General features: G+C 54.1%; 15 protein-coding genes and 2 tRNA genes. 8 read left to right on the top strand and 9 right to left on the bottom strand.

The window, feature by feature from the left end; all coding sequences use genetic code 11:
• Positions 1 to 23 precede the first annotated feature (23 nt).
• Together TMES_RS05785 and TMES_RS05790 are read right to left on the bottom strand one after the other, a co-directional pair.
• Complete coding sequence (locus TMES_RS05785) at positions 24 to 803, bottom strand: MBL fold metallo-hydrolase (protein ID WP_085580398.1); 780 nt, start codon at positions 801 to 803, stop codon at positions 24 to 26.
• 428 nt (positions 804 to 1231) lie between these two features.
• Positions 1232 to 2191 carry an acetyl-CoA carboxylase carboxyltransferase subunit alpha gene (locus TMES_RS05790; RefSeq protein WP_085580400.1) on the bottom strand — a complete coding sequence of 320 codons (960 nt, stop codon included), beginning with the start codon at positions 2189 to 2191 and terminating at the stop codon, positions 1232 to 1234.
• Positions 2192 to 2354: 163 nt separating this feature from the next.
• Between TMES_RS05790 and TMES_RS05795 the strand changes: the two genes are divergently transcribed.
• Positions 2355 to 2876, top strand: coding sequence for a GNAT family N-acetyltransferase (locus TMES_RS05795; protein WP_085580402.1), 522 nt, complete (start codon positions 2355 to 2357; stop codon positions 2874 to 2876).
• Here TMES_RS05795 and TMES_RS05800 read toward each other — a convergent pair.
• The gene (locus TMES_RS05800; RefSeq protein ID WP_085580404.1) at positions 2852 to 3286 is read right to left on the bottom strand and encodes a winged helix-turn-helix transcriptional regulator; all 435 of its coding nucleotides are present in this window, start codon (positions 3284 to 3286) and stop codon (positions 2852 to 2854) included. The genes TMES_RS05795 and TMES_RS05800 overlap by 25 nt on opposite strands.
• A 140-nt stretch (positions 3287 to 3426) precedes the next feature.
• Between TMES_RS05800 and TMES_RS05805 the strand changes: the two genes are divergently transcribed.
• Positions 3427 to 4449, top strand: a complete 1023-nt coding sequence (locus tag TMES_RS05805) for a zinc-binding alcohol dehydrogenase family protein (RefSeq protein WP_085580406.1) — start codon at positions 3427 to 3429, stop codon at positions 4447 to 4449.
• A gap of 119 nt (positions 4450 to 4568) precedes the next feature.
• Here TMES_RS05805 and TMES_RS05810 read toward each other — a convergent pair whose 3' ends face one another.
• The gene (locus tag TMES_RS05810; RefSeq protein ID WP_085580408.1) at positions 4569 to 5555 is read right to left on the bottom strand and encodes an HpcH/HpaI aldolase/citrate lyase family protein; all 987 of its coding nucleotides are present in this window, start codon (positions 5553 to 5555) and stop codon (positions 4569 to 4571) included.
• A 373-nt stretch (positions 5556 to 5928) separates the two neighbouring features.
• Between TMES_RS05810 and TMES_RS05820 the strand changes: the two genes are divergently transcribed.
• Together TMES_RS05820 and TMES_RS23395 are read left to right on the top strand one after the other, a co-directional pair.
• Positions 5929 to 7095 (top strand): GGDEF domain-containing protein, encoded by a 1167-nt coding sequence (locus tag TMES_RS05820; protein ID WP_085580411.1) that lies wholly within the window; start codon positions 5929 to 5931, stop codon positions 7093 to 7095.
• A 199-nt stretch (positions 7096 to 7294) separates the two neighbouring features.
• Complete coding sequence (locus TMES_RS23395; protein ID WP_085580413.1) at positions 7295 to 9364, top strand: calcium-binding protein; 2070 nt, start codon at positions 7295 to 7297, stop codon at positions 9362 to 9364.
• A 111-nt stretch (positions 9365 to 9475) separates the two neighbouring features.
• Here TMES_RS23395 and TMES_RS05830 read toward each other — a convergent pair whose 3' ends face one another.
• Positions 9476 to 10003: a glycine cleavage system transcriptional repressor gene (locus tag TMES_RS05830; RefSeq protein WP_085580415.1), complete on the bottom strand. Its 528-nt coding sequence runs from the start codon at positions 10001 to 10003 to the stop codon at positions 9476 to 9478.
• Positions 10004 to 10306: 303 nt separating this feature from the next.
• Positions 10307 to 10383, bottom strand: a tRNA-Arg gene (locus tag TMES_RS05835).
• A gap of 335 nt (positions 10384 to 10718) precedes the next feature.
• On the opposite strand from TMES_RS05835, the gene TMES_RS05845 reads away from it, so the two are divergent.
• Positions 10719 to 11846, top strand: a complete 1128-nt coding sequence (locus tag TMES_RS05845) for a hypothetical protein (RefSeq protein WP_085580419.1) — start codon at positions 10719 to 10721, stop codon at positions 11844 to 11846.
• Between the two features lie 182 nt (positions 11847 to 12028).
• Positions 12029 to 12562 carry a DUF4169 family protein gene (locus TMES_RS05850; RefSeq protein WP_085580421.1) on the top strand — a complete coding sequence of 178 codons (534 nt, stop codon included), beginning with the start codon at positions 12029 to 12031 and terminating at the stop codon, positions 12560 to 12562.
• Between the two features lie 629 nt (positions 12563 to 13191).
• Here the strand turns inward: TMES_RS05850 and TMES_RS05860 are convergent.
• From TMES_RS05860 to lipB, 3 genes are all read right to left on the bottom strand, one after another.
• Positions 13192 to 13731, bottom strand: a complete 540-nt coding sequence (locus TMES_RS05860) for a hypothetical protein (RefSeq protein ID WP_085580425.1) — start codon at positions 13729 to 13731, stop codon at positions 13192 to 13194.
• Positions 13732 to 14289: 558 nt separating this feature from the next.
• Positions 14290 to 15366, bottom strand: coding sequence for a diguanylate cyclase (locus tag TMES_RS05865; RefSeq protein WP_245835230.1), 1077 nt, complete (start codon positions 15364 to 15366; stop codon positions 14290 to 14292).
• A 48-nt stretch (positions 15367 to 15414) separates the two neighbouring features.
• Entirely contained in the window at positions 15415 to 16095 is a 681-nt protein-coding gene (lipB, locus tag TMES_RS05870) for a lipoyl(octanoyl) transferase LipB (protein ID WP_085580427.1), read from the bottom strand.
• Positions 16096 to 16213: 118 nt separating this feature from the next.
• Between lipB and TMES_RS05875 the strand changes: the two genes are divergently transcribed.
• Positions 16214 to 16300: transfer RNA gene (locus tag TMES_RS05875), tRNA-Leu, on the top strand.
• Between the two features lie 457 nt (positions 16301 to 16757).
• Complete coding sequence (locus TMES_RS05880; RefSeq protein WP_085580429.1) at positions 16758 to 19049, top strand: NADP-dependent malic enzyme; 2292 nt, start codon at positions 16758 to 16760, stop codon at positions 19047 to 19049.
• Positions 19050 to 19216 lie beyond the last annotated feature (167 nt).

Genomic DNA, 19216 nt, shown 5'->3' on the forward strand with positions numbered 1-19216 from the left:
CAATGCCGGACCGGTCCATCCGGTCAGGCCAGGTCAAAGCTTTGTCCCGGGGTCACAAAACCGCAAAAACCGTCGGCGACGGCATCGGGCTTTGCATAAGCCGGATAATGATAAAGCCACATTTTGGCTTTGATGTCGTCGGGCAGCGTCTTTAACTGATCGTAATGCGCATGCACACCAGACCAACGCGGACCCAGTTCGCAATCCTGATAAATCACATCGGCCTTGCGATAATAGGCCATATGGGCATCGGGATTAAAGATCGCATCTGTTGTAATGAAAAAGCGTGTCGAATTTGTTGTGCCAAACAACGCAAAAGACTGCATTTTTCCGTTTTTGGCGACAATATGGTCAACGGGCAGAACTTCCAGATTAACGTCATGCCAGTTAAAGCTGCCTTCCGGCTGCAAGGGTTTGACGTTAAAATAGGTTTCCAGCGTGCTGTTGCCATGATCGCTGACCTCAAGTCCGCCCCGCAGGCTGTGTTCCCACAGCGGGTCGATCAATTCGTTTACCACGTACAGATCGATACGGTGCCGGTGAAAAATGAAATAATTGCTCAGCGCTATCCATTCCAGCCCGCCGATATGATCGGAATGCAAATGGCTGACATAGATGGCTTCAAAATCCTTTGGCCATAAGCCAAGGCGATGCAGCGCGTGGCGCGCATCGGTGCCGCAATCAATGAGCAACCGTGCCAGTTGGCCGGTTTCGGTATTACTGGTTTCCAAAATCATATTGCTTTGGAAATTATCTGCGGCAGTACAGAAAGCTGATCCTGTTCCCGCAAAAGTAAGTTTCATTCCCCAACTCCCCTTGCTTCGGCAAAATCTTAGTCGAGGAAGCCTGTCGAGAACCACCTTAATTTATTCAAATTTGGATCGAACCCGGTGTGACAGGGAAAAATTGGCAGTTTAGTGCGGTCTGACGGCGCTATTACGACGAGAACCCGTCGCGAGGGCGCGATATCTGGCAGGGGAAGGCGAAAGACCTGCCTTGCTGCCAAACTGCAGGGTGTGGACAGCGTGGTTTAAGCCGAAAATGACAGGACTCGTTATATGTCAGCGGCTTAATCGGTTTGTGGTTTATTTTTTAGCGCGACTGGATCGCACGACACGCCCACGTCATCCGCCGTCCTATCTGCGCTGCGGGTTAAGTGTGCAAATATAAAAAGGGCTGACAGCGCATTGCCTGTCAGCCCTTTTTCACGGTCATGGAAATAAGGGAGGGGTTAGCTCACACCCTGACGGCCCATTTCCAGAAACTTGTCGCGGCGACGTGCTTTTAACACGCCCCCTTCATGGCCAGAAAGTTTGATCAATGCTTTTTCAATCGCATCGCCAACCTTCTTGCAGGCATTTTTGGGTTCGCGCTGTGCGCCACCCAGCGGTTCGGTAATGATATCGTCAATCACACCAAGCTGCTGCAAATCCTGTGCGGTCAAACGCAAGGCTTCGGCGGCGGTTTTGGCTTCATCGCCCGAACGCCACAAAATCGATGCGCAGCCTTCGGGGGAAATAACCGAATAAATCGAGTTTTCCAGCATCAATACGGTGTTGGCCGTTGCCAGTGCAATGGCACCCCCCGAACCGCCTTCGCCGATAATCACAGAAACCAGCGGCACCTTGATATCAAGGCAGGTTTCAATTGACCGGGCGATGGCTTCGGACTGGCCACGGGCTTCGGCGTCGGCACCGGGAAAGGCACCGGCGGTATCGACCAGCGTAATAACCGGAATGTTAAACCGTTCGGCCATGCGCATCAGGCGGACAGCCTTGCGATAACCTTCGGGCTTGGCCATGCCAAAATTGTGTTTGACGCGCGATTCGGTATCGCGGCCTTTTTCGTGGCCGATAACCATGACGCTGCGGCCGCGCAGGCGGGCCAGACCGCCAATAATGGCTTCGTCTTCGCCATAAAGCCGGTCCCCGGCCAGCGGTGTGAAATCGCTAAACAGATATTTAACGTAATCCACAAAATGCGGCCGGTCCGGATGACGGGCTACCTGGGTTTTCTGCCACGGGGTTAAGCGACCATAGGTGCCTTGCAGCAGTTTGGTCAGCTTGTCTTGCAGGCGCGCGACTTCATCGGCAATGTTGACTTCGTCATCATTGCCGCTCAAATGGCGGAGTTCTTCGATCTTGCCTTCAAGTTCGGCGATCGGCTTCTCAAAATCCAGGAAGTTGTGCATCAGGACGTCAAATCCGGCTGGGAAACAATGGAGCGGAACATACGTGATCAGTTTGCCACGTCAAGGGTGGAGCAAAAAAAGGCGCGATAAATTCAATATTCGACCGTATCATCGGCCAAATCGTATGAATTTTGCGTTCATAAGTTTGCCAAATGGAAAGAATATGTCCACCAATTTACGCATCGTGCCGTTATTGACTCCTGATATTGCGGTTTTTGACCGGCTGATAGCCATCCTGAAAGCGGCATTTGCCTTTCAGGATGGCATTGTGAACCCGCCCAGTTCGGTAACGCGGGTGGATGTGGCCGAATTGCAATGGCGATTTGAACGCGACACCGTGCTTGTGGCCTGTGATGTTGAAAATGATACCGCCATTATCGCCCAGATCTGGATCGAACAAACAGATCACGATGCCTATCTATATAAAATGTCGGTGGATCCCGCATATCATGGCCAGGGCATAGGCCGGGCGATGATAGATGCCGCCCTTGACCATATTGCGCAAAAAGGTGCCGTTTCCCGCGCGCGCCTGCATGTGCGCAAGGAACTGGCGGGCAATGTGACCTTTTTTCAGCGATGCGGATTTGCCATTAACGGCGAGGGGACGCATCCCGGTTTTAGCACGCCAACATATTGGGTGATGACACGCGATGTCGCCGCTCAGGAAACGCTTTCCATCGCCTGAGCGTTGTTTTTTTGAACGGTTTTTGGCAGCACTTTTGCGTCGGTCGCAGGTTTGTCAGAATTGGCAGCGGCGGGCGCATAATAGGGAACATGCGTTTCGCCCCAGTCCTTTAAGGCCAAAATAATCTCGCGCAGGGTCTCGCCTTTTGCTGTCAGGCTGTATTCAACGCGGGGCGGAACCTCGGCATAGACCTTGCGGTTGATCAGGCCGTCATGCTCAAGTTCGCGTAATTGCCGGGTGAGCATACGCTGGGTCACACCGGGCATTTTACGGCCCAGTTCGTTAAAACGCTTGGTGCCGTCGAGCAAATGATACAGCACAACACCCTTCCATTTGCCGCCAATAACGCTCAGCGTGCCTTCAACCGGGCAACCGGGGCTGCGGTTGGGCGGGCAATCAAAATTTTGCATTTATCCTCCGTAAAGCGCAGAAAACGGCAATAGTATACAAAATGTCACTATCAGCCCAAATTGTGCGTACTTATCATTGCCGTGATTATGCGTTAGGACTCTGGCATTCGCAAATTAAACCTCAGCAAGGAGGACCTGCTATGAAAGCCATTGGTTTAAAAGTTGCCCGTCCGGTTACGGATACCAACCTGTTTGAACAGACCGACATTGAAACACCAACCCCGACCGGCCATGATATTCTGGTGCGTATCAAAGGTGTCGCGGTGAACCCGGTAGATTTCAAGGTCCGTAAAGGCAAGGCCGACGACGGCAATTTCAAGGTGCTGGGCTGGGATGCGGCTGGTGTGGTCGAGGCTGTCGGCGAAAATGTTACCTTGTTTAAGGTTGGCGACGAAGTCTGGTATGCCGGTGATGTTACCCGGCCCGGTTCCAATAGCGCATTGCAGCTGGTGGACGAACGTATTGTCGCCCAAAAACCCAAAAGCCTTGATTTTGCCACCGCAGCCGCCTTTCCGCTGACCACAATTACGGCGTGGGAAGCGTTGTTTGATCGCATGGGCATTGATCGCACTGATGTTGAGGGCAACAAGAACAAAAGCATTTTGATCATTAACGGTGCGGGCGGTGTTGGCTCCATCGCCATTCAGTTGGCCAAACTTGCCGGTTTGCAGGTGGTTGCCACCGCATCGCGCCCCGAAACCATTTCATGGGTGAGCAAGATGGGGGCGGATCATGTGATTAACCACCATAACCCGTTGAAAGAACAGCTTGAAGGGGCCGGTTTTGCTGCTGTGGGCTATATTCTGTGTACGGCCGAAACCGACCAGTACTGGGATGTGATGTGCGATCTGATCGCCCCGCAGGGCCGCATTGCCAGCATTACCGAAGCCTCGGAAAACCATAATGTTGATTTGTTAAAAGCCAAATCGGCCAGCTTTTGCTATGAATTCATGTTTACCCGCTCGATGTTCCAGACCCCGGACATGATCGAACAGCACAAATTGCTCAGCGAAGTCGCGGCAATGGTCGATGGCGGGAAACTTCAGGTCACAGCAACCGAAAATTACGGCAGCCTCAGCCCCGAAAGCCTGCGTAAAGCGCATGAATTGCTGGAATCGGGCAAGGCGATTGGCAAAATCACCTTTACCGGCATTGAAGGCTAAGCGTTCGCGATTGCGAAATTGATAAAGCAGACGTTTAAGAAACAGGGATGCGGGGCGATATGCCGCGCATCCCTGTTCTGTTTTTGGTCTGTTTGGTGTTTGTTTGTGCTCAGAAGGTGCTATTTGCCATCCTTGGCGGCAATAACGTTGGCCTGATGCACCATAACCTCGGCCTGTTTGATCGAGGCAATGTCGATCAGGCGGCCATCAAGGGCCACGGCACCAGACCCCTCGTTCTGGGCTTTTTCCATCGCCTCAAGAATGCGTTTGGCTTTGGTTATTTCGGCATCCGAGGGCGAATAAACATCGTTGGCAAGGGCGATCTGGCTGGGGTGAATGGCCCATTTGCCTTCACAGCCCAGCACCATGGCCCGTGCCGCCTGGGCGCGATAGCCCTGGGGGTCGGAAAAATCACCAAACGGGCCGTCAATCGGGCGCAGGCCATTGGCACGCGCGGCCACCACCATGCGGGCAATGGCATAATGCCACATATCGCCCCAATGATAATCGCGTGCGGCGTCGCCGTCCTTGTCGGTTAACACGCCATAATGCGGGTTGGGGCCGCCGATGCCGGTGGTCATGGCCTTGGTCGATGCGGCATAATCGGCCACACCGAAATGCAGGCTTTCGTTGCGTTTGGACGCGGCGGCAATTTCGTGAATGTTTTGCATGCCAAGGGCGGTTTCAATGATCAGCTCGAACCCGATGCGTTTTTTGCGCCCCTTGGCGGCTTCGATCTGGGTTGCCAGCATATCAAGGGCATAAACATCGGACGCCGTGCCAACCTTGGGGATCATGATCAGATCGATCCGGTCGCCCGCCTGTTCGAGCACATCAACAACATCGCGATACATATAATGGGTATCCAGCCCGTTAATGCGGACCGATAAAACCTTGTCGCCCCAGTCAATGTCATTGATGGCGCTTATGATGTTTTTGCGCGCTTGCTCCTTGTCGCGCGGGGCAACGGCATCTTCGAGATCAAGGAAAATGGCGTCGGCCTTTGATTTGGCGGCTTTTTCAAAAAGTTCGATCCGGCTGCCGGGCACGGCCAGTTCTGATCGGTTCAGGCGCGCGGGGGCCGGGGTCGGTGTGGTGAAGCTCATGTCGTTCTCCTTGCTGTCATTGCGCAAAGCGGCGGGGTGCCGCAAATGGCGCAATGGCGTCAAACCTGTACCGGGGCCTGCCTGGGCAGAAAATGCGGTCTTTGTGTTTTTGCGCCGCAATAATTTGGGCCATGTTAGCAAAACTTGTTGGGGGCCGTCCAATGCGACGATGGTTGGGGGCTGTGCCGGGCAATAATATTTCTGTCGGTGTGCGGCACCTGCCTGGTTTTTTTTGGGGGGGAACCCGTGATTACGGGGATGCGCGGGGCGAGAGCATTCATATTAAATTGAAACTATTATAGAAATTTTTCAGGTTTTATCTCTATATTGCCGGTCGAATTTCCAGGAATCGATATAACGGGCCAGGGTTCTGATGCGTCGTGCCTTTTTTGCCGGCATTTCTGTCGGGCTTGTACCGCTTTTGATTTTATCGGTGGCGCTGGCATTGGTGCTTGCGGACAGGGCTGCGCTCCTGCCCGACGGGCTGGTTGGATTTTTAAAATACCGCCCGTTTTTTTTGGCGGTACTTGGCGTGGTTCTGGGCTGCTGGTTTAACCGGGGCCGTGCTGTCTTTGCGATGCTGGTTTTGTTTTTCTGTTACTGGTTTTGTATCAGTGCGCCAGCATTTCTTCCGTCAGAAGGGGCGCAGTTCCTGCAACTGGCAACCCTTTATATCGTGCCGATGAACATGCTGGTGCTGGCTTTTATGTCGGAGCGCGGGGTGTTTCGGCGCCGCGGCATCGCCCGGGTTTTGTTTTTGGGGCTTCAGTTTTTTGCTCTGATGCTGTTCGCGGTCCGATCCGACGTCGCGGCTGCATTATTCATGTTGCTAAATGTTCATTTCATTGAATTGGGCGGGGTCGCCAATGCTGTGCCCCAGGCTGCCTTTATCCTGTCGGCCCTGGTGAGTGTGGTGTTGTTGCTAAAAGGGCGACCGCTTGAATTTGCCTTTGCCTGTACATTGCCTGCGGTCTGGGTGTCGACATTGGCCGGGCCATATTACATTCCGTTCGGGTATCTGGCGGCGACAGCGGTTATTTTGGGGGGTGTTGTTCAGGAAGCCTGGCGCATGGCGTTTGTCGATGATCTGACAGGGCTGGCGGGGCGGCGCGCGCTGGGCCATGCGCTGGCGGAACTGGGCGGGCAATATCGCATTGCCATGCTCGATGTTGACCATTTCAAAAAATTCAACGACAGCCACGGTCATGATGTAGGCGATATCGTGCTGTGCAAGGTTGCCCGGGAACTGGCCCATATGGGCGGTGGCGGCAAGGCGTTTCGTTATGGCGGCGAAGAATTTGCCATCCTGTTCGCCAGCCGCGATGCACAACGTGCCAGGGAAACGCTGGAAATTTTGCGAAAAAAGATCGCCGCGAACAAAATTTTGTTGCCAGATAAAAACCGCAGCGTGGGTATTACCGTTTCAATTGGTCTGGCCGAGCGAAGCGACGGTGAAGACGACCCATGGAAAGTGTTAAAGGCTGCTGACGAGAAGTTATTCGCAGCAAAAGATGCAGGCCGCAATCGAATTGCAAGTTAACCTCGGTGACTATTTGAAATTATTTAATTAAATAAATATTGTACGGCAGGTTAATTTGAATTTTATTCAAAGTTAATTTCAATAAATACACGATAATAAATTTTATTAGTTTGGTATATTTAGTTTTTATCCGTTTGTCTTGTTTAACCTGCGGTAGTAGCCTTGGTGCAGTTTTTCATCTGTGCGCAGGGAGGTTAGAATGGCAAGCATCATCGGAACCAGTGGAAACGATGTTCTGACAGGAACCGACGACATCGACCGGATCGAAGGACTGGCCGGGGATGACAGACTGACTGCCGTGGGTAACGGCGATGTTCTGGTTGGCGGCGAAGGTGGCGATACCTTTGTGCTAGATGAAAGCAGAATTGAAGTGACCCTTTCATATGAGGGGTCCGAGCAGGCCATAACCCTGGATTATCGCTTAAATGACGCCCCGATATATCCCGAGCCGGTTTTGTCTGCATCGGGGGGTGATGCAAAGGGCGACAGCATTATCGCCCGAGATTCCGTGGACCGCCCGACGATCAGCGTGATTGGCAGTGATGGAGACGACCACATTACCGGCGATTTCAGCTATGTCGATGGCGGCGCCGGAGCGGATACTATTCATTTTGAAAAGGGCGAATTTCTATATCGGCAGAGCGTGCTGGATTATTCGTCGTCAGATGCGGGCGTGCAGCTTGATCTGAATGACGGTTTGGGGCACGGCGGGAATGCCGAAGGGGACCAGATAACGTTTTCCGATGATGTGCACACAGTTGAACTTCACGGAACGGCCTTTGACGATAGATTCGTTGCGCTGGAAGATGAACGGTCCGTTATTAACAGTGGTGCCGGCGACGATATTTTGATCGGCGGTTCCGAATATGACCGGTTCGATGGCGGCAGCGGCGACGATTATATGGAAGGTGGTGCGGGCAACGACTATTTTTACGGTGGTGAAGGGGCCGACCATATGCTGGGCGGTGCGGGCAAGAACGCGCTGAACTATCTTGCCTCGGATGCCGGGGTGAATGTGAATTTGCAAACCGGTGAAGGCAGCGGTGGCGATGCCCAAGGCGACGTATTCGACGATTTCACTGTCGTGGATTTAAGCCAGTTTGACGATATCGCGACAGGGAGCGATGCATCCGATACCCTGATAGGCCGGATGGGGACAGATACCCTCTATGGCGGGGATGGTGACGACAGGCTGAATGGCGAAACCGTGTATGGCGGGGACGGCGATGACAACATAGCCAACGATATTGACGAATATGAAGGTGCTGGCGACAACCCCGATACCTATTTTGACGGGGGTGCCGGGGATGACACGGTGTATGCCGATGGTGTCGGTCATGACATTTTGATTGGCGGCGAAGGCGATGACTGGATGGAGGCCGGTGGTCCCTATGATGATTTGAAAACCGGCAGCGCAACGTTGTTCGGCGGTAGCGGCGACGACTGGTTGTTTTCCCATGATGGCGGCAGCGATACCATGCTGGGCGGCAGCGGTGATGATATCATTTATGGCGGGGAGAATGGCGACGTCATGGATGGCGGAAGCGGTTCAGATACCCTGTTTGTCGCAAGTGACCCCGATGGGCATGTCTTTGTGGATCTGGCGACAAGTGAGATTTCCGGCGGTGCGTATGAAAATTCCAGCATTCGCAATTTTGAAAACCTGACCGGTAGCAGCGGCGATGACACCTTTTTAGGTGATGATGGTCGCAATGTTTTTTACGGCGACTGGGGTAATGATTCCCTGAGCGGTGCCGGCGGTGATGATTTGTTACAGGGCCTGGGTGACGATGATTTTCTTTCCGGCGATGACGGACGCGACCGGCTGGAAGGTGGTTCTGGCACTGACGATCTGAAGGGCGGTAATGGCCACGACGTGCTTGAGGGCGGTGCTGGCGCGGATGTGCTGGAAGGCGGCGATGGCAATGACTATCTGATTGGCGATGTTCATCACAGCGGATTTGGGGCGGGCGCAGATACCTTTTTATGGGATGTCTATGAAGGCGGGGCGGAGCGCGACCGGATCGTCGATTTTCAGGCCGATGGCTCAAATGCCGATCACATAAAACTGTCGGACAATTTTCAGTATAAATCCGGCATTACCGATTTTCAGGACTTTATCGACCACGCCCAGCAAAACGATACCGGCGTCTATGTCGATTTTGCCAATGGCGCACATTATAATTATGGCGTGCAAATTGATGGCATCACGATAGACGACCTGGATGAAGGTCATGTTATTTTCGATGATGGCATGGCTGTTAGCTAGGCCTGACAGGCATAGCTGGCAGGGATTGAAAGGGACGCAATATGGGGGGGCGTCCCTTTTGTTGGGGCCTTGTGCATCATCATACATGCCGGTTCGTGCTGTATTTATGCGTTAAGCGCCAATTTCCTCGAATTTGAACAACAGGCGCAGTGACCCTGCCGTATTGGCCAGGGTTGCCAGGCAGGCGGCGGCGCGATCCACCGGGATGGAGACGGCAAAGCGCGTGGTGTAAACGCGCGAATCGTTTTCGTTGGTGGCGCTGGCGGCCAATTGCACGATGTTGGCGTTAAATTCGATAAATATCTCAGATAACCGCGCGATCAGGCCGGGCTGGTCAATGCCGGAACATTCGATCATGTGGGTCGCACCGGGCGCATTGGCAGCAGGCAGAACCGGATAAATCGCCTCTACCGTCACTTCTGCCTGTTCCATAGACAGCTCGCACAACGCCACTTCGCATTCCGTGATCGGGCAGGTGTCGGGCAATTCGCACTGGGTGGTGAAGGTGGCGCGCCCCTGATCAAGGGCAAAACCGGTGGGGCCCAGATTAACGCCAATATCAAACAGGCGTCCGGTAATATCGGATACCAGACCAACCCGGTCGCGACACGAAATGGTAATGCGGGTATTGGCGTTCATAAAGGTCTCCGTTGTTTTCCGGCAAGGTGACGGGCGCAATAATACGACAGGTCACACTTTATAATATAGGGCGCGGACCATTTAACACAGCTTTTCGCGGTCGATCCATCTTGCTGTTAAACGCAAACCGGGTCGGTTTGAGGGCACTGTGATTTTAAATTTGTTGAGGGCGTGTGCAAAACAGTCCCGTTCTGGCCCGGTTTTGACCAAGGCCGTGGCAGGGTTCAATTCATATCGGGGAAATGCGCGCGGGTGGGGGCTGGAAAAAACAAAGGCTCGACGCGTTAACGTCGAGCCTTTCAATGGTGCGCCCAGAAGGATTCGAACCTCCGGCCTTCTGATTCGTAGTCAGATGCTCTATCCAGCTGAGCTATGGGCGCATCGTCCTTGTTTCCGGCGGCTTGCGAAGTGTGCTCCCCGTCGGCGGAGCGGAACTTATGAAAACGCGTTGCCCTTTGCAAGCGGTAATTTTCAAAAAACTGTATTTTTTTAAAAATCTCGTAAAAAAGCGTCGTCAAAGCCCCCCGGGAGGCTTTGTTTTCCGCCATGTTGGCGATTATCGCTATGTTACGGGAAAAAAGGGGGAAATGCGTCTTGTTCCTTGGGGAACCGTCTATTAAGATGCTCTCAATCCCAGGGGAGCAGGGGCTTGTTTATTCTATAAAAAAAGCAGGCCCAGGGAGATTCGCTTATTCCTATTAGGTAATTGATCGAAATGGCCGTTCGCAAAACCTACCTCGCCGTTTTCGGCGTCGCCCTGCTGCTAGGCGGGTGTTCAAATTCTACCGATGCCATGTGGCCGGCGCTCAGCGGGGAGGACGCCGGAAATTCGGCAAGTCAGTCTTCCACCAGTATGGCAGCCGGGCAGTCGGATATCGGCACGGGGGCCGGACAGGCCGATGTGGTTCGCAGTACGCAGCCCTTAACCGGGATGTCTTCGACAGGTACGTTTGTCGGGACCAAGGTTGAAAGCATGCGTCAGGAATTGAACCGCCTGAAATCTGCGCTGGATTCCCATAACAACCAGTTGCAGACCTTGCGTGCTCAGACGGTTGGCCATTCGCAGGCTTATCATGGCACGGTGGCGGCAATTAATGCCCGCCTGCAGGTTGGCACAACGCCGGGCAACCCGGTGCTGGTTAATCAGTGGAACCAGGCCCAGCAGGAACTGGACCGGGTGAATGGCGATATTGCATCGCTTAATTCGCTGGCCAATGATGTTGCCGCCGATTCCACGCTGTCGACCTTCCTTCTGGAATCGGTGCGTTCCGCGTATCAGGTTTCCGGTGCTGTTGACGAAGATCACCGTCAACTCGCCATGCTGGAAGACGAAACCAGCCGGACCTCGGTTCTGATCGACCGGTTGTTAAGCGAAATCAGCGAAGATTTGTCACGTCAGACCAATTATATCGCCGGTGAACGTTCCAATCTGAACGCATTGGCGCTTGCGGTGAAAAATGGCGAGATTTTCGGTCAGTCGCTGGCGGCAAAGTCTGCCCCGGCACAGCCGATGGCCAGCAGCCGCGATATGCCCGATTCCGGCGACCGCCCGCTGGTGGTCATTCGCTTTGACAGTGCCAGCGTCAAGTACGAGCAAGCCTTGTATAACGCGGTTAATCGCGCCCTTGAACGTCGCCCCGATGCGACATTCGATATTGTTGCGGTGACCCCGAACCGGGGAACGCCGGCACAGGTTGCCTTGAACAGCAACAAGGCAAAGCGGGATGCGCAAAGCGTTTTACGGTCGCTGACCGATATGGGAATGCCCAATTCACGGGTGCGCCTGTCAGACTCGACCAGCTCTGCAGTTTCTGCAAACGAAGTTCACGTTTTCGTTCGCTAATCAGTTTCGATCCTGATCTGATGAACGGCCAAACAAGGCGCCTCCTTTTCGGGAGGTGCCTTTTTTTTGTGAATTTGCGAACAGCGAATCGTAATTTGCAAACAATTTACCGGGTCAGATTATCGGTTGTGATAAGATCGACTCCGTTCAATCCGGTTTGAAATTAAGTGATCGGGGCAATCATGGCCGATGTGGTGAATTTGCGTCAGCATCGCAAACGCAAGGCGCGCGATGAAAAATCCAGAAAAGCAGAGGCCAATCGGGCGTCGTTTGGCCGCACCCGGACCGAGCGCGACGAAACCCGCGCCCTGAAAGATCTGGCGACCAAAAAGATCGACGGTCATTTACGCCAGAACGACGCTGACCCGGAAGATGAACCCGCGGCAGGGCCGGTGCCTTGCAGGTCAGATGGTTCTTCAGTTGATGGAAGAAAACCTGATGATGCAGCCAGCGGAGACGAAGGTATAGGGCAAGGCCCGCGGAAGGCCCTAAATACTGCTGTCGGCGATGATGGGCTGCAAAACTGTGCCACGCCGCCTGTAATACCCCAGCGATCAACCATGCCAGCGAAAACGCCGCTGACAGGCAGACCTGCCGGCCCCGGTACGGAAAACGGGAATGCGCCGGGGGAACCGGCCAAAGTTATCGCTCAAACATCCCGCGTGATCCGGATTGACGCGTGGCGCGGCCAAAAGCAGCCCCCGAAAAACTCGTGAATTGGGCAAATCCTGATACCTGTTCACGATGAGAACACCTCATCCTGACCTGGTTCGGCGTGACGGTGCTGTGCGGCCTGTGCCGCGATTGGCAAGGGCTCTATGCGTCCGCCCGCTGATTGACGACCGCGTTGGTCGGTTTCAGCCACCGAGATTGAGATGACCTTCCCACCGCCGCGCGATGGTTTTTTTACCATTCATTTTGGAGGGGCTGGCGCGACGGATCATGCGGGCACACCGGCTGGCGGCTGCGCAAATCATTTTGCGGAACGGGCGTGTGTGCTTGCTGGATGCATATTGAAAGATCGGGAATGCTATGTGGTGGTGGTCTGCGGGGGGGCGGGCGCAACGCTGTGTCGCTGTATCTGCGCGATGGGGGCCTGGGGCCGGTCATGGGGAGTCACATGGGGATGTTGCCAAAGCCGGGTGCTGCGACCGCGTTTTGTGGCGATTTGCCCCGGCTTTTTTGGGGGGCAGTGCACCATGTCGTCACCCGGTCGCATCGTGCGCGGGGGCACAATGGGCAGAAATCCCGCTGCAATATTGAATTGATATTGCACTTCAGGCGGTGTCGGGTGACACTTTATGTCAAATAGCAATCTGTGATGTTGGAAATCAGCCTTTGCAAATTAGCTGAGCAGGGTTTCCTTTTCGCGTTTGTCCTGATCCAGGGCTTCGTCCCAGCCCATCAACCAGTCTTCATGTTCGCGGCAGTCGGAAGGATAGGGGTTTTCTGTCAGGCGGTGGGCACCAAGACCGGCCGAAAAGCCGTACCCATATGCCGGGTTAGGTAAGGGGCGCGCCCGCATCGACGGGGCGTTTTCGCTATAGATCCGGTTGCGAAAAGCGGGCAGCGAACACAGAACACCGTCGTCAATGCCAAGCGGATAAGTGATCAGCATGGCTTCACCAAGCGATGTGATACCCGGCGTGCCATCGGCAGACATCCTGAGCAGTCCGGCCATTTTGAGGTGAGATGTGGCATATTCAATGCGAGATCGAAGCGTTGGCGTGTCTTCGAGGATAATCTGGCGACCGTCATCGTCACAGCAAAACAGGGATAAAACCTTGTTTCGGACGGCTTCCTTACCCAATCTGGCTGACGCGGAACGCAAAATCGTTAACATCAGGGCGGGATCGCCGGGGATGTAATCTGTTGTGGTCGTCATTATGGGCCTCCGTCTATGGCGAAACGAATTCCCTCCCAGGGGAGCAACCATTGTTATTTGCGGTATAAATACCCGGTTGCGTTATTGTTATTATAGTTTGCAGATATGTTTCAAACTTGTGAAGACAAGAATTGAACCGGAAATAAATCGTAATTTTTCTGTTTTCAGCGCTTTTATGCCTCGGGTTGTAAAACGTGCTGCAATAAAGGCTGTTTCCATACGGTTTCGGGTTTGAAATATTTTTCCCCCGAAAGTTTTGTAACTTATGCGGGTGGATTTTTATTTCGTCACAACACCTTTCACGGCAGCGACAAGGTCATTTCTGACAATAAAACGCCGTATCTGCCGGTTGTGTTCCATATCGCCTCTGGCGCTGTTTACAGATCCGCGATTTAACCCTGCGGCTGAAAAACAACGTTCGGACACAGCGGAGCATCATCGGGTGTTGGCATTGGCATTGTCACGGACGGCGGCCCCATGCCGTTACCAACGCCACAACAGGCGGGAATAATATGTTGGCGGTGGTGCCCGCATTGTTTGGCGGGTGGGCCACCGGTTTTATAGCGGCGGTATTTCGTTTTTTGGGGTGGTCGCGACGCTGGCAGGGGGAGCCTCGGTTGGTTGGCGCCAGACGCGTACGCAATTTCGGCCATTGTTTTTGGCGGCATAAAGGGCGCGGTCGGCCTTTTCAATGATCTGGCCGATTTGCCTGTCGGCGGTGATTGGGGCCGCACCAATGGATGTGGTGATTTTAAGCAAGGTGCCGTTGCCCAGTTTGACCGGCGATGCCTCGATCACGCGGCGCAGGCGTTCAAGCACGCGCGCGGTCTGGCGCATGTCGGCATTTGGCAGGCAAATCAGAAATTCTTCGCCGCCATAGCGATAAACTTTGTCAAAGGGCCTGACATGCGATTGCAGGATGCTGGCGACGCTTTGCAAGACAAGGTCGCCGTTCTGGTGGCCGTGGGTGTCGTTCACTGCCTTGAAAAGATCAAGGTCAACCAGGGCAATCGCCGCGGTCGAGCGGCTGCGGATGGCCCGCTCGCGTTCGATTTCAAGGTCGGACAGCATGGTTTGCCGGTTATAGGCACCGGTTAGCGGGTCGACATCGGACCGCGCGGTGCGAAAGGCCCGTTCAATGCGTCGGATCTGGGCAAAAAAGGACTCGGCGCGTAATGCCATGGCATCATATTCGGCCGCATCAATTTCGCCGTCATGGTCAAAATGCTCCAGCAAGCGACGGGCGGCAGCATGAAGCTGTTCATGGGTGGCCGCCAGCGATTTGATCGCGGGCTGGTCGATCAGGCGGTTATGCTGGTTTAAGGCATACCATGCGCCAAAATTGCAGTCATGGTCGTCCGCATGGGCGTGAGCGTGATTGTGGGCATGGGTATAGGCATGGGGTCGGTCTGCGGGCGGGGCGGGGATATCTGCCGGGGATGGCGTGTCGCCATCACGGACCAGCAAACGCCGGTTCCATTCCAGAACCAGGGCGATATGTTCGCAAAGGGCGGTTTCCAGCTCGGCCAGAATGTCCCGTTCGGCGTCGATAAAATTACCGACCGCGATGCTTTCGGGCATGTCTGTTTCACGCTGTCCGGAAGCATCGTTATCGCGGTTGGTCATTTCATCCATCGGTGCAACCTTGTTGTGCCGTTCCGTTTTGGTTGGGCCGTTTTTTGGCTAAGCCTCGTTGCTATTCTGGCTGACCGGTGCTGGAAATACATCGTCAAATGTTTGTGCCAGTAAATCATCAAGTTGCGACATTGTGATATCGACTCCCAGATCTTTCAGGCTGGTTACCCCGTGTTCTGCGATGCCGCAGGGCACGATGCCGCCAAAATGTGTCAAATCCGGGTTTAAATTAATCGCAATTCCGTGGAAAGTAACCCACCGGCGCACGCGCACGCCAATTGCGGCAATTTTATCTTCGCGACCATTGCCGCGATCTACCCAGATGCCCACCCGGCCATCCCGGCGTTCACCGGTGACCCCGGCCAGGGCCAGAGTGCGAATAATCCATTCTTCGAGTGCGTGAACATAGGCACGAACATCGCGGCCCCGCTTGCGCAGGTCGAGCATCAGGTAAGCAGTGCGCTGCCCCGGGCCGTGATAGGTATACTGGCCACCCCGCCCCGCGTCATAGACAGGGAAGCGTTCAGGGTCGACCAGGTCTTCTATTTTGGAACTGGTACCCGCTGTGTAAAGGGGGGGGTGTTCAACCAGCCAGACAAGTTCGCCTGCCGTGTCGCGATAAATGGCGTCGGCGCGCGATTCCATTTCTGCAAGGGCCTCGGGATAGGAAACCGGTGCCGGGGCGACCCGCCATTCCGGTTTTTCGGGCTTAAAATCGATACTTTTCATTTTTCCTGTCAAATAAATGAAAACTCCCCTTGATTGGGGTGAGGCTTTTTGCTATCTCCCTTTCCGCGCCAAGGCAAGTCCGCAAAGTTACCTCACAGGGCTTGTTACGAATATCTATGCGGTCGTGGCGGAATTGGTAGACGCGCAGCGTTGAGGTCGCTGTGGGCTAACCCCCGTGGAAGTTCGAGTCTTCTCGACCGCACCAAAAAGGCCTTTCCTTGTTTTGCAAGGAAGGGCCTTTCTGATTCTGGGCCTGTTTTACGGTGGGTCGCCCTTTCCTCCGCTGGTGCTTTTCCCCTTCCCCTCCCGATGCCGGGACTAAACAGCAAGGCAACGGGCGTTGGTTTCCCTTTTTTGACCTGCAGGGACAGTTACATGCCTGTCCGCCGCGATTATTGCGATGGCGTCGGGGGATAAAGTGAAATCATGACCCGTTCCAGAGTGTTAAATTTTTCGAATCGCCCGCCATCCATGATATGATTTTTGAAACGGGGATGATTTTTCATCAGGGGGGCAGCGAAATATTCATGAACGAATTAATAGAACGCTTCTCACGATGTGATAATTCCACTACGGTGGCCGGTCCCACACGGCACAATTTTTCAGGACTTAATCGACTTTAGGTTAATTTCACCTAAATACCTGAAGTTAAAGGTATTATCATGACAGACAGAAACGACAAGCTGCGCGAAGCGGCACTGGACTATCACCGGTACCCCACCCCCGGTAAACTGGCCGTCGCGGCAACCACCACGCTTGCCAACCAGCGCGATCTGGCCCTGGCCTATTCGCCCGGCGTTGCCTTCGCTTGCGAAGAAATCGTCAAGGACCCGGAAACCGCGGTTCATTACACGGCGCGCGCCAATCTGGTGGCCGTAATCACCAATGGCACGGCGGTGCTGGGGCTGGGGCCGATTGGCCCGCTGGCTTCCAAGCCGGTGATGGAAGGCAAGGCCGTCCTGTTCAAGAAGTTCGCCAATATCGATGTTTTCGATTTGGAAGTGAACGAACTCGACCCGCAAAAATTTATCGACATTGTTGCCGCGCTGGAGCCCACCTTTGGCGGCGTCAATCTTGAAGATATCAAAGCGCCGGAATGCTTCATCATTGAGAAAGCATTGCGTGAACGCTGCAATATTCCGATTTTTCACGATGACCAGCACGGCACGGCAATTTGTGTTGCGGCTGCTGTACGCAACGGTTTGCGTGTTGTTGGCAAGGATATCGACAAGGTGCGCCTTGTGGCATCGGGTGCCGGGGCGGCCGCCCTTGCCTGTTTGAACCTGCTGGTCTCGATGGGGATGCCGCGCGAAAACATTACCGTTACCGACCGTTTCGGCGTGGTTTACAAAGGCCGCGAAGAAGAAATGGACCCGTGGAAAGCGGAATATGCCATTGAAACCAATGCGCGCACCCTCGATGACGTGATCGAAGGGGCTGATATTTTCCTCGGTCTTTCCGCCCCCAATATTATGGGCGAAAAAGAACTGCGCAAAATGGGTGAACGCCCGATCATTATGGCGCTGGCCAACCCGACGCCGGAAGTATCGCCTGAACTGGTCAAGGAAATTCGCCCCGATGCGGTTATGGCAACCGGGCGGACGGATTACCCCAACCAGGTTAATAACGTTCTGTGTTTCCCGTTTCTGTTTCGTGGCGCGCTTGATGTTGGTGCCACCGAAATTAACGAGGCAATGAAGATTGCTGCGGTTGAAGCCATTGCCGATCTGGCAACGGCTGAAGTTTCAGACATTGTTGCCACCGCATATGGCGGCGAAGAACTGAAATTTGGCCCGGAATATTTGATTCCCAAGCCGTTTGATCCGCGTTTGATGCTGGAAATTCCGCCCCGTGTTGCCAAGGCCGCCATGGATAGCGGTGTTGCCAAGCGCCCGATCGAGGATTTTGACGCCTATCGCCAGCAGCTTGAAGGCTTTGTCTTCCGTTCTGGTCTGGTGATGAAGCCGGTGTTTGATATGGCACGCAGCCATAAAAAACGTGTGGTTTACCCGGAAGGCGAATCGCGCCGTGTGCTTCAGGCCTGTCAGGTGCTGGTCGATGATGGTGTTTGTCATCCGGTGCTGATTGGCCGTCGTGACGTTATTCTGGACCGCATCAAGGAAATTGGCCTGCGCCTGATCCCTGATGTGCAGGTTGAAATTCACGACCCCGACGATAACCGCCATTTCGAACAGGACTGGCAGGATTTTCATAATATTATGGGCCGTCGCGGGATTAACCCCGAATATGCCCGTTCTATTGTGCGGACCCGGCCAACCGTGGTTGCCTGCCTGATGCTGCGCCGGGGCGAGGTTGATGCCATGGTGTGTGGTTGCCAGGGCGGTTTCCTGCGTCATCTGCGCTATGTGCGAAATCTGGTCGGCCTGCGCAAGGGTGTTTCGGATTTCTCGGCCGTTAATATGATGATCATGAAACAGGGCACGTTCTTTTTGACCGATACCTATGTTTCGGTTGATCCGACACCCGAACATGTGGCCGAAACCGCGATTATGGCGGCCGATGTGGTGAAACGGTTTGGTATTACGCCAAAGGCCGCGCTTATTTCGCATTCCAATTTTGGCAGCCACGATAATCCGTCGGCCTGCAAGATGCGCGATGCCCTGAAAATTATTCGTATTCAGGCACCGGATCTGGAAATTGAAGGCGAAATGCATGCCGATGCAGCCATTTCCGAAACCATCCGCAATCGCATTTTCCCCAATTCGATGTTGAAGGGATCGGCCAATTTGCTGGTGATGCCAACCCTCGATGCGGCGAATATTTCGTACAACATGGTTAAAATGCTGGGCGATGGTTTGCCGGTGGGTCCGATCCTGGTCGGTGCGGCAAAATCGGCACATGTGGTTAGCCCGTCAATCACCGTGCGTGGCCTTGTGAATATGAGTGCTATTGCCGTTGTTGACGCGATTGACCGGGAACAGTCGCGCAACTGATCGCGTTTAACCAGAACGGTACATCGTCGTACTTGACCGGGCATAAACGTTGGCGCAAAAACAGCCGTGCCGGACCATAGCGTCCGGCACGGCTTTTATCTTGGGGGTTTGTAACTTGCCCCCGGGACCGGTACCTGGCGCGGCATATAAATAACGGGGGAGGGGCA

The organism is Thalassospira mesophila (assembly GCF_002115755.1).
GTDB lineage: Bacteria > Pseudomonadota > Alphaproteobacteria > Rhodospirillales > Thalassospiraceae > Thalassospira > Thalassospira mesophila.

What these genes read in the sequence shown, in the direction of transcription:
- TMES_RS05785 (WP_085580398.1), bottom strand. Translation starts at nt 803, where the DNA reads ATGAAACTTACTTTTGCGGGAACAGGATCAGCTTTCTGTACTGCCGCA.
- TMES_RS05790 (WP_085580400.1), bottom strand. Translation starts at nt 2,191, where the DNA reads ATGCACAACTTCCTGGATTTTGAGAAGCCGATCGCCGAACTTGAAGGC.
- TMES_RS05795 (WP_085580402.1), top strand. Translation starts at nt 2,355, where the DNA reads ATGTCCACCAATTTACGCATCGTGCCGTTATTGACTCCTGATATTGCG.
- TMES_RS05800 (WP_085580404.1), bottom strand. Translation starts at nt 3,286, where the DNA reads ATGCAAAATTTTGATTGCCCGCCCAACCGCAGCCCCGGTTGCCCGGTT.
- TMES_RS05805 (WP_085580406.1), top strand. Translation starts at nt 3,427, where the DNA reads ATGAAAGCCATTGGTTTAAAAGTTGCCCGTCCGGTTACGGATACCAAC.
- TMES_RS05810 (WP_085580408.1), bottom strand. Translation starts at nt 5,555, where the DNA reads ATGAGCTTCACCACACCGACCCCGGCCCCCGCGCGCCTGAACCGATCA.
- TMES_RS05820 (WP_085580411.1), top strand. Translation starts at nt 5,929, where the DNA reads ATGCGTCGTGCCTTTTTTGCCGGCATTTCTGTCGGGCTTGTACCGCTT.
- TMES_RS23395 (WP_085580413.1), top strand. Translation starts at nt 7,295, where the DNA reads ATGGCAAGCATCATCGGAACCAGTGGAAACGATGTTCTGACAGGAACC.
- TMES_RS05830 (WP_085580415.1), bottom strand. Translation starts at nt 10,003, where the DNA reads ATGAACGCCAATACCCGCATTACCATTTCGTGTCGCGACCGGGTTGGT.
- TMES_RS05845 (WP_085580419.1), top strand. Translation starts at nt 10,719, where the DNA reads ATGGCCGTTCGCAAAACCTACCTCGCCGTTTTCGGCGTCGCCCTGCTG.
- TMES_RS05850 (WP_085580421.1), top strand. Translation starts at nt 12,029, where the DNA reads ATGGCCGATGTGGTGAATTTGCGTCAGCATCGCAAACGCAAGGCGCGC.
- TMES_RS05860 (WP_085580425.1), bottom strand. Translation starts at nt 13,731, where the DNA reads ATGACGACCACAACAGATTACATCCCCGGCGATCCCGCCCTGATGTTA.
- TMES_RS05865 (WP_245835230.1), bottom strand. Translation starts at nt 15,366, where the DNA reads ATGGATGAAATGACCAACCGCGATAACGATGCTTCCGGACAGCGTGAA.
- lipB (WP_085580427.1), bottom strand. Translation starts at nt 16,095, where the DNA reads ATGAAAAGTATCGATTTTAAGCCCGAAAAACCGGAATGGCGGGTCGCC.
- TMES_RS05880 (WP_085580429.1), top strand. Translation starts at nt 16,758, where the DNA reads ATGACAGACAGAAACGACAAGCTGCGCGAAGCGGCACTGGACTATCAC.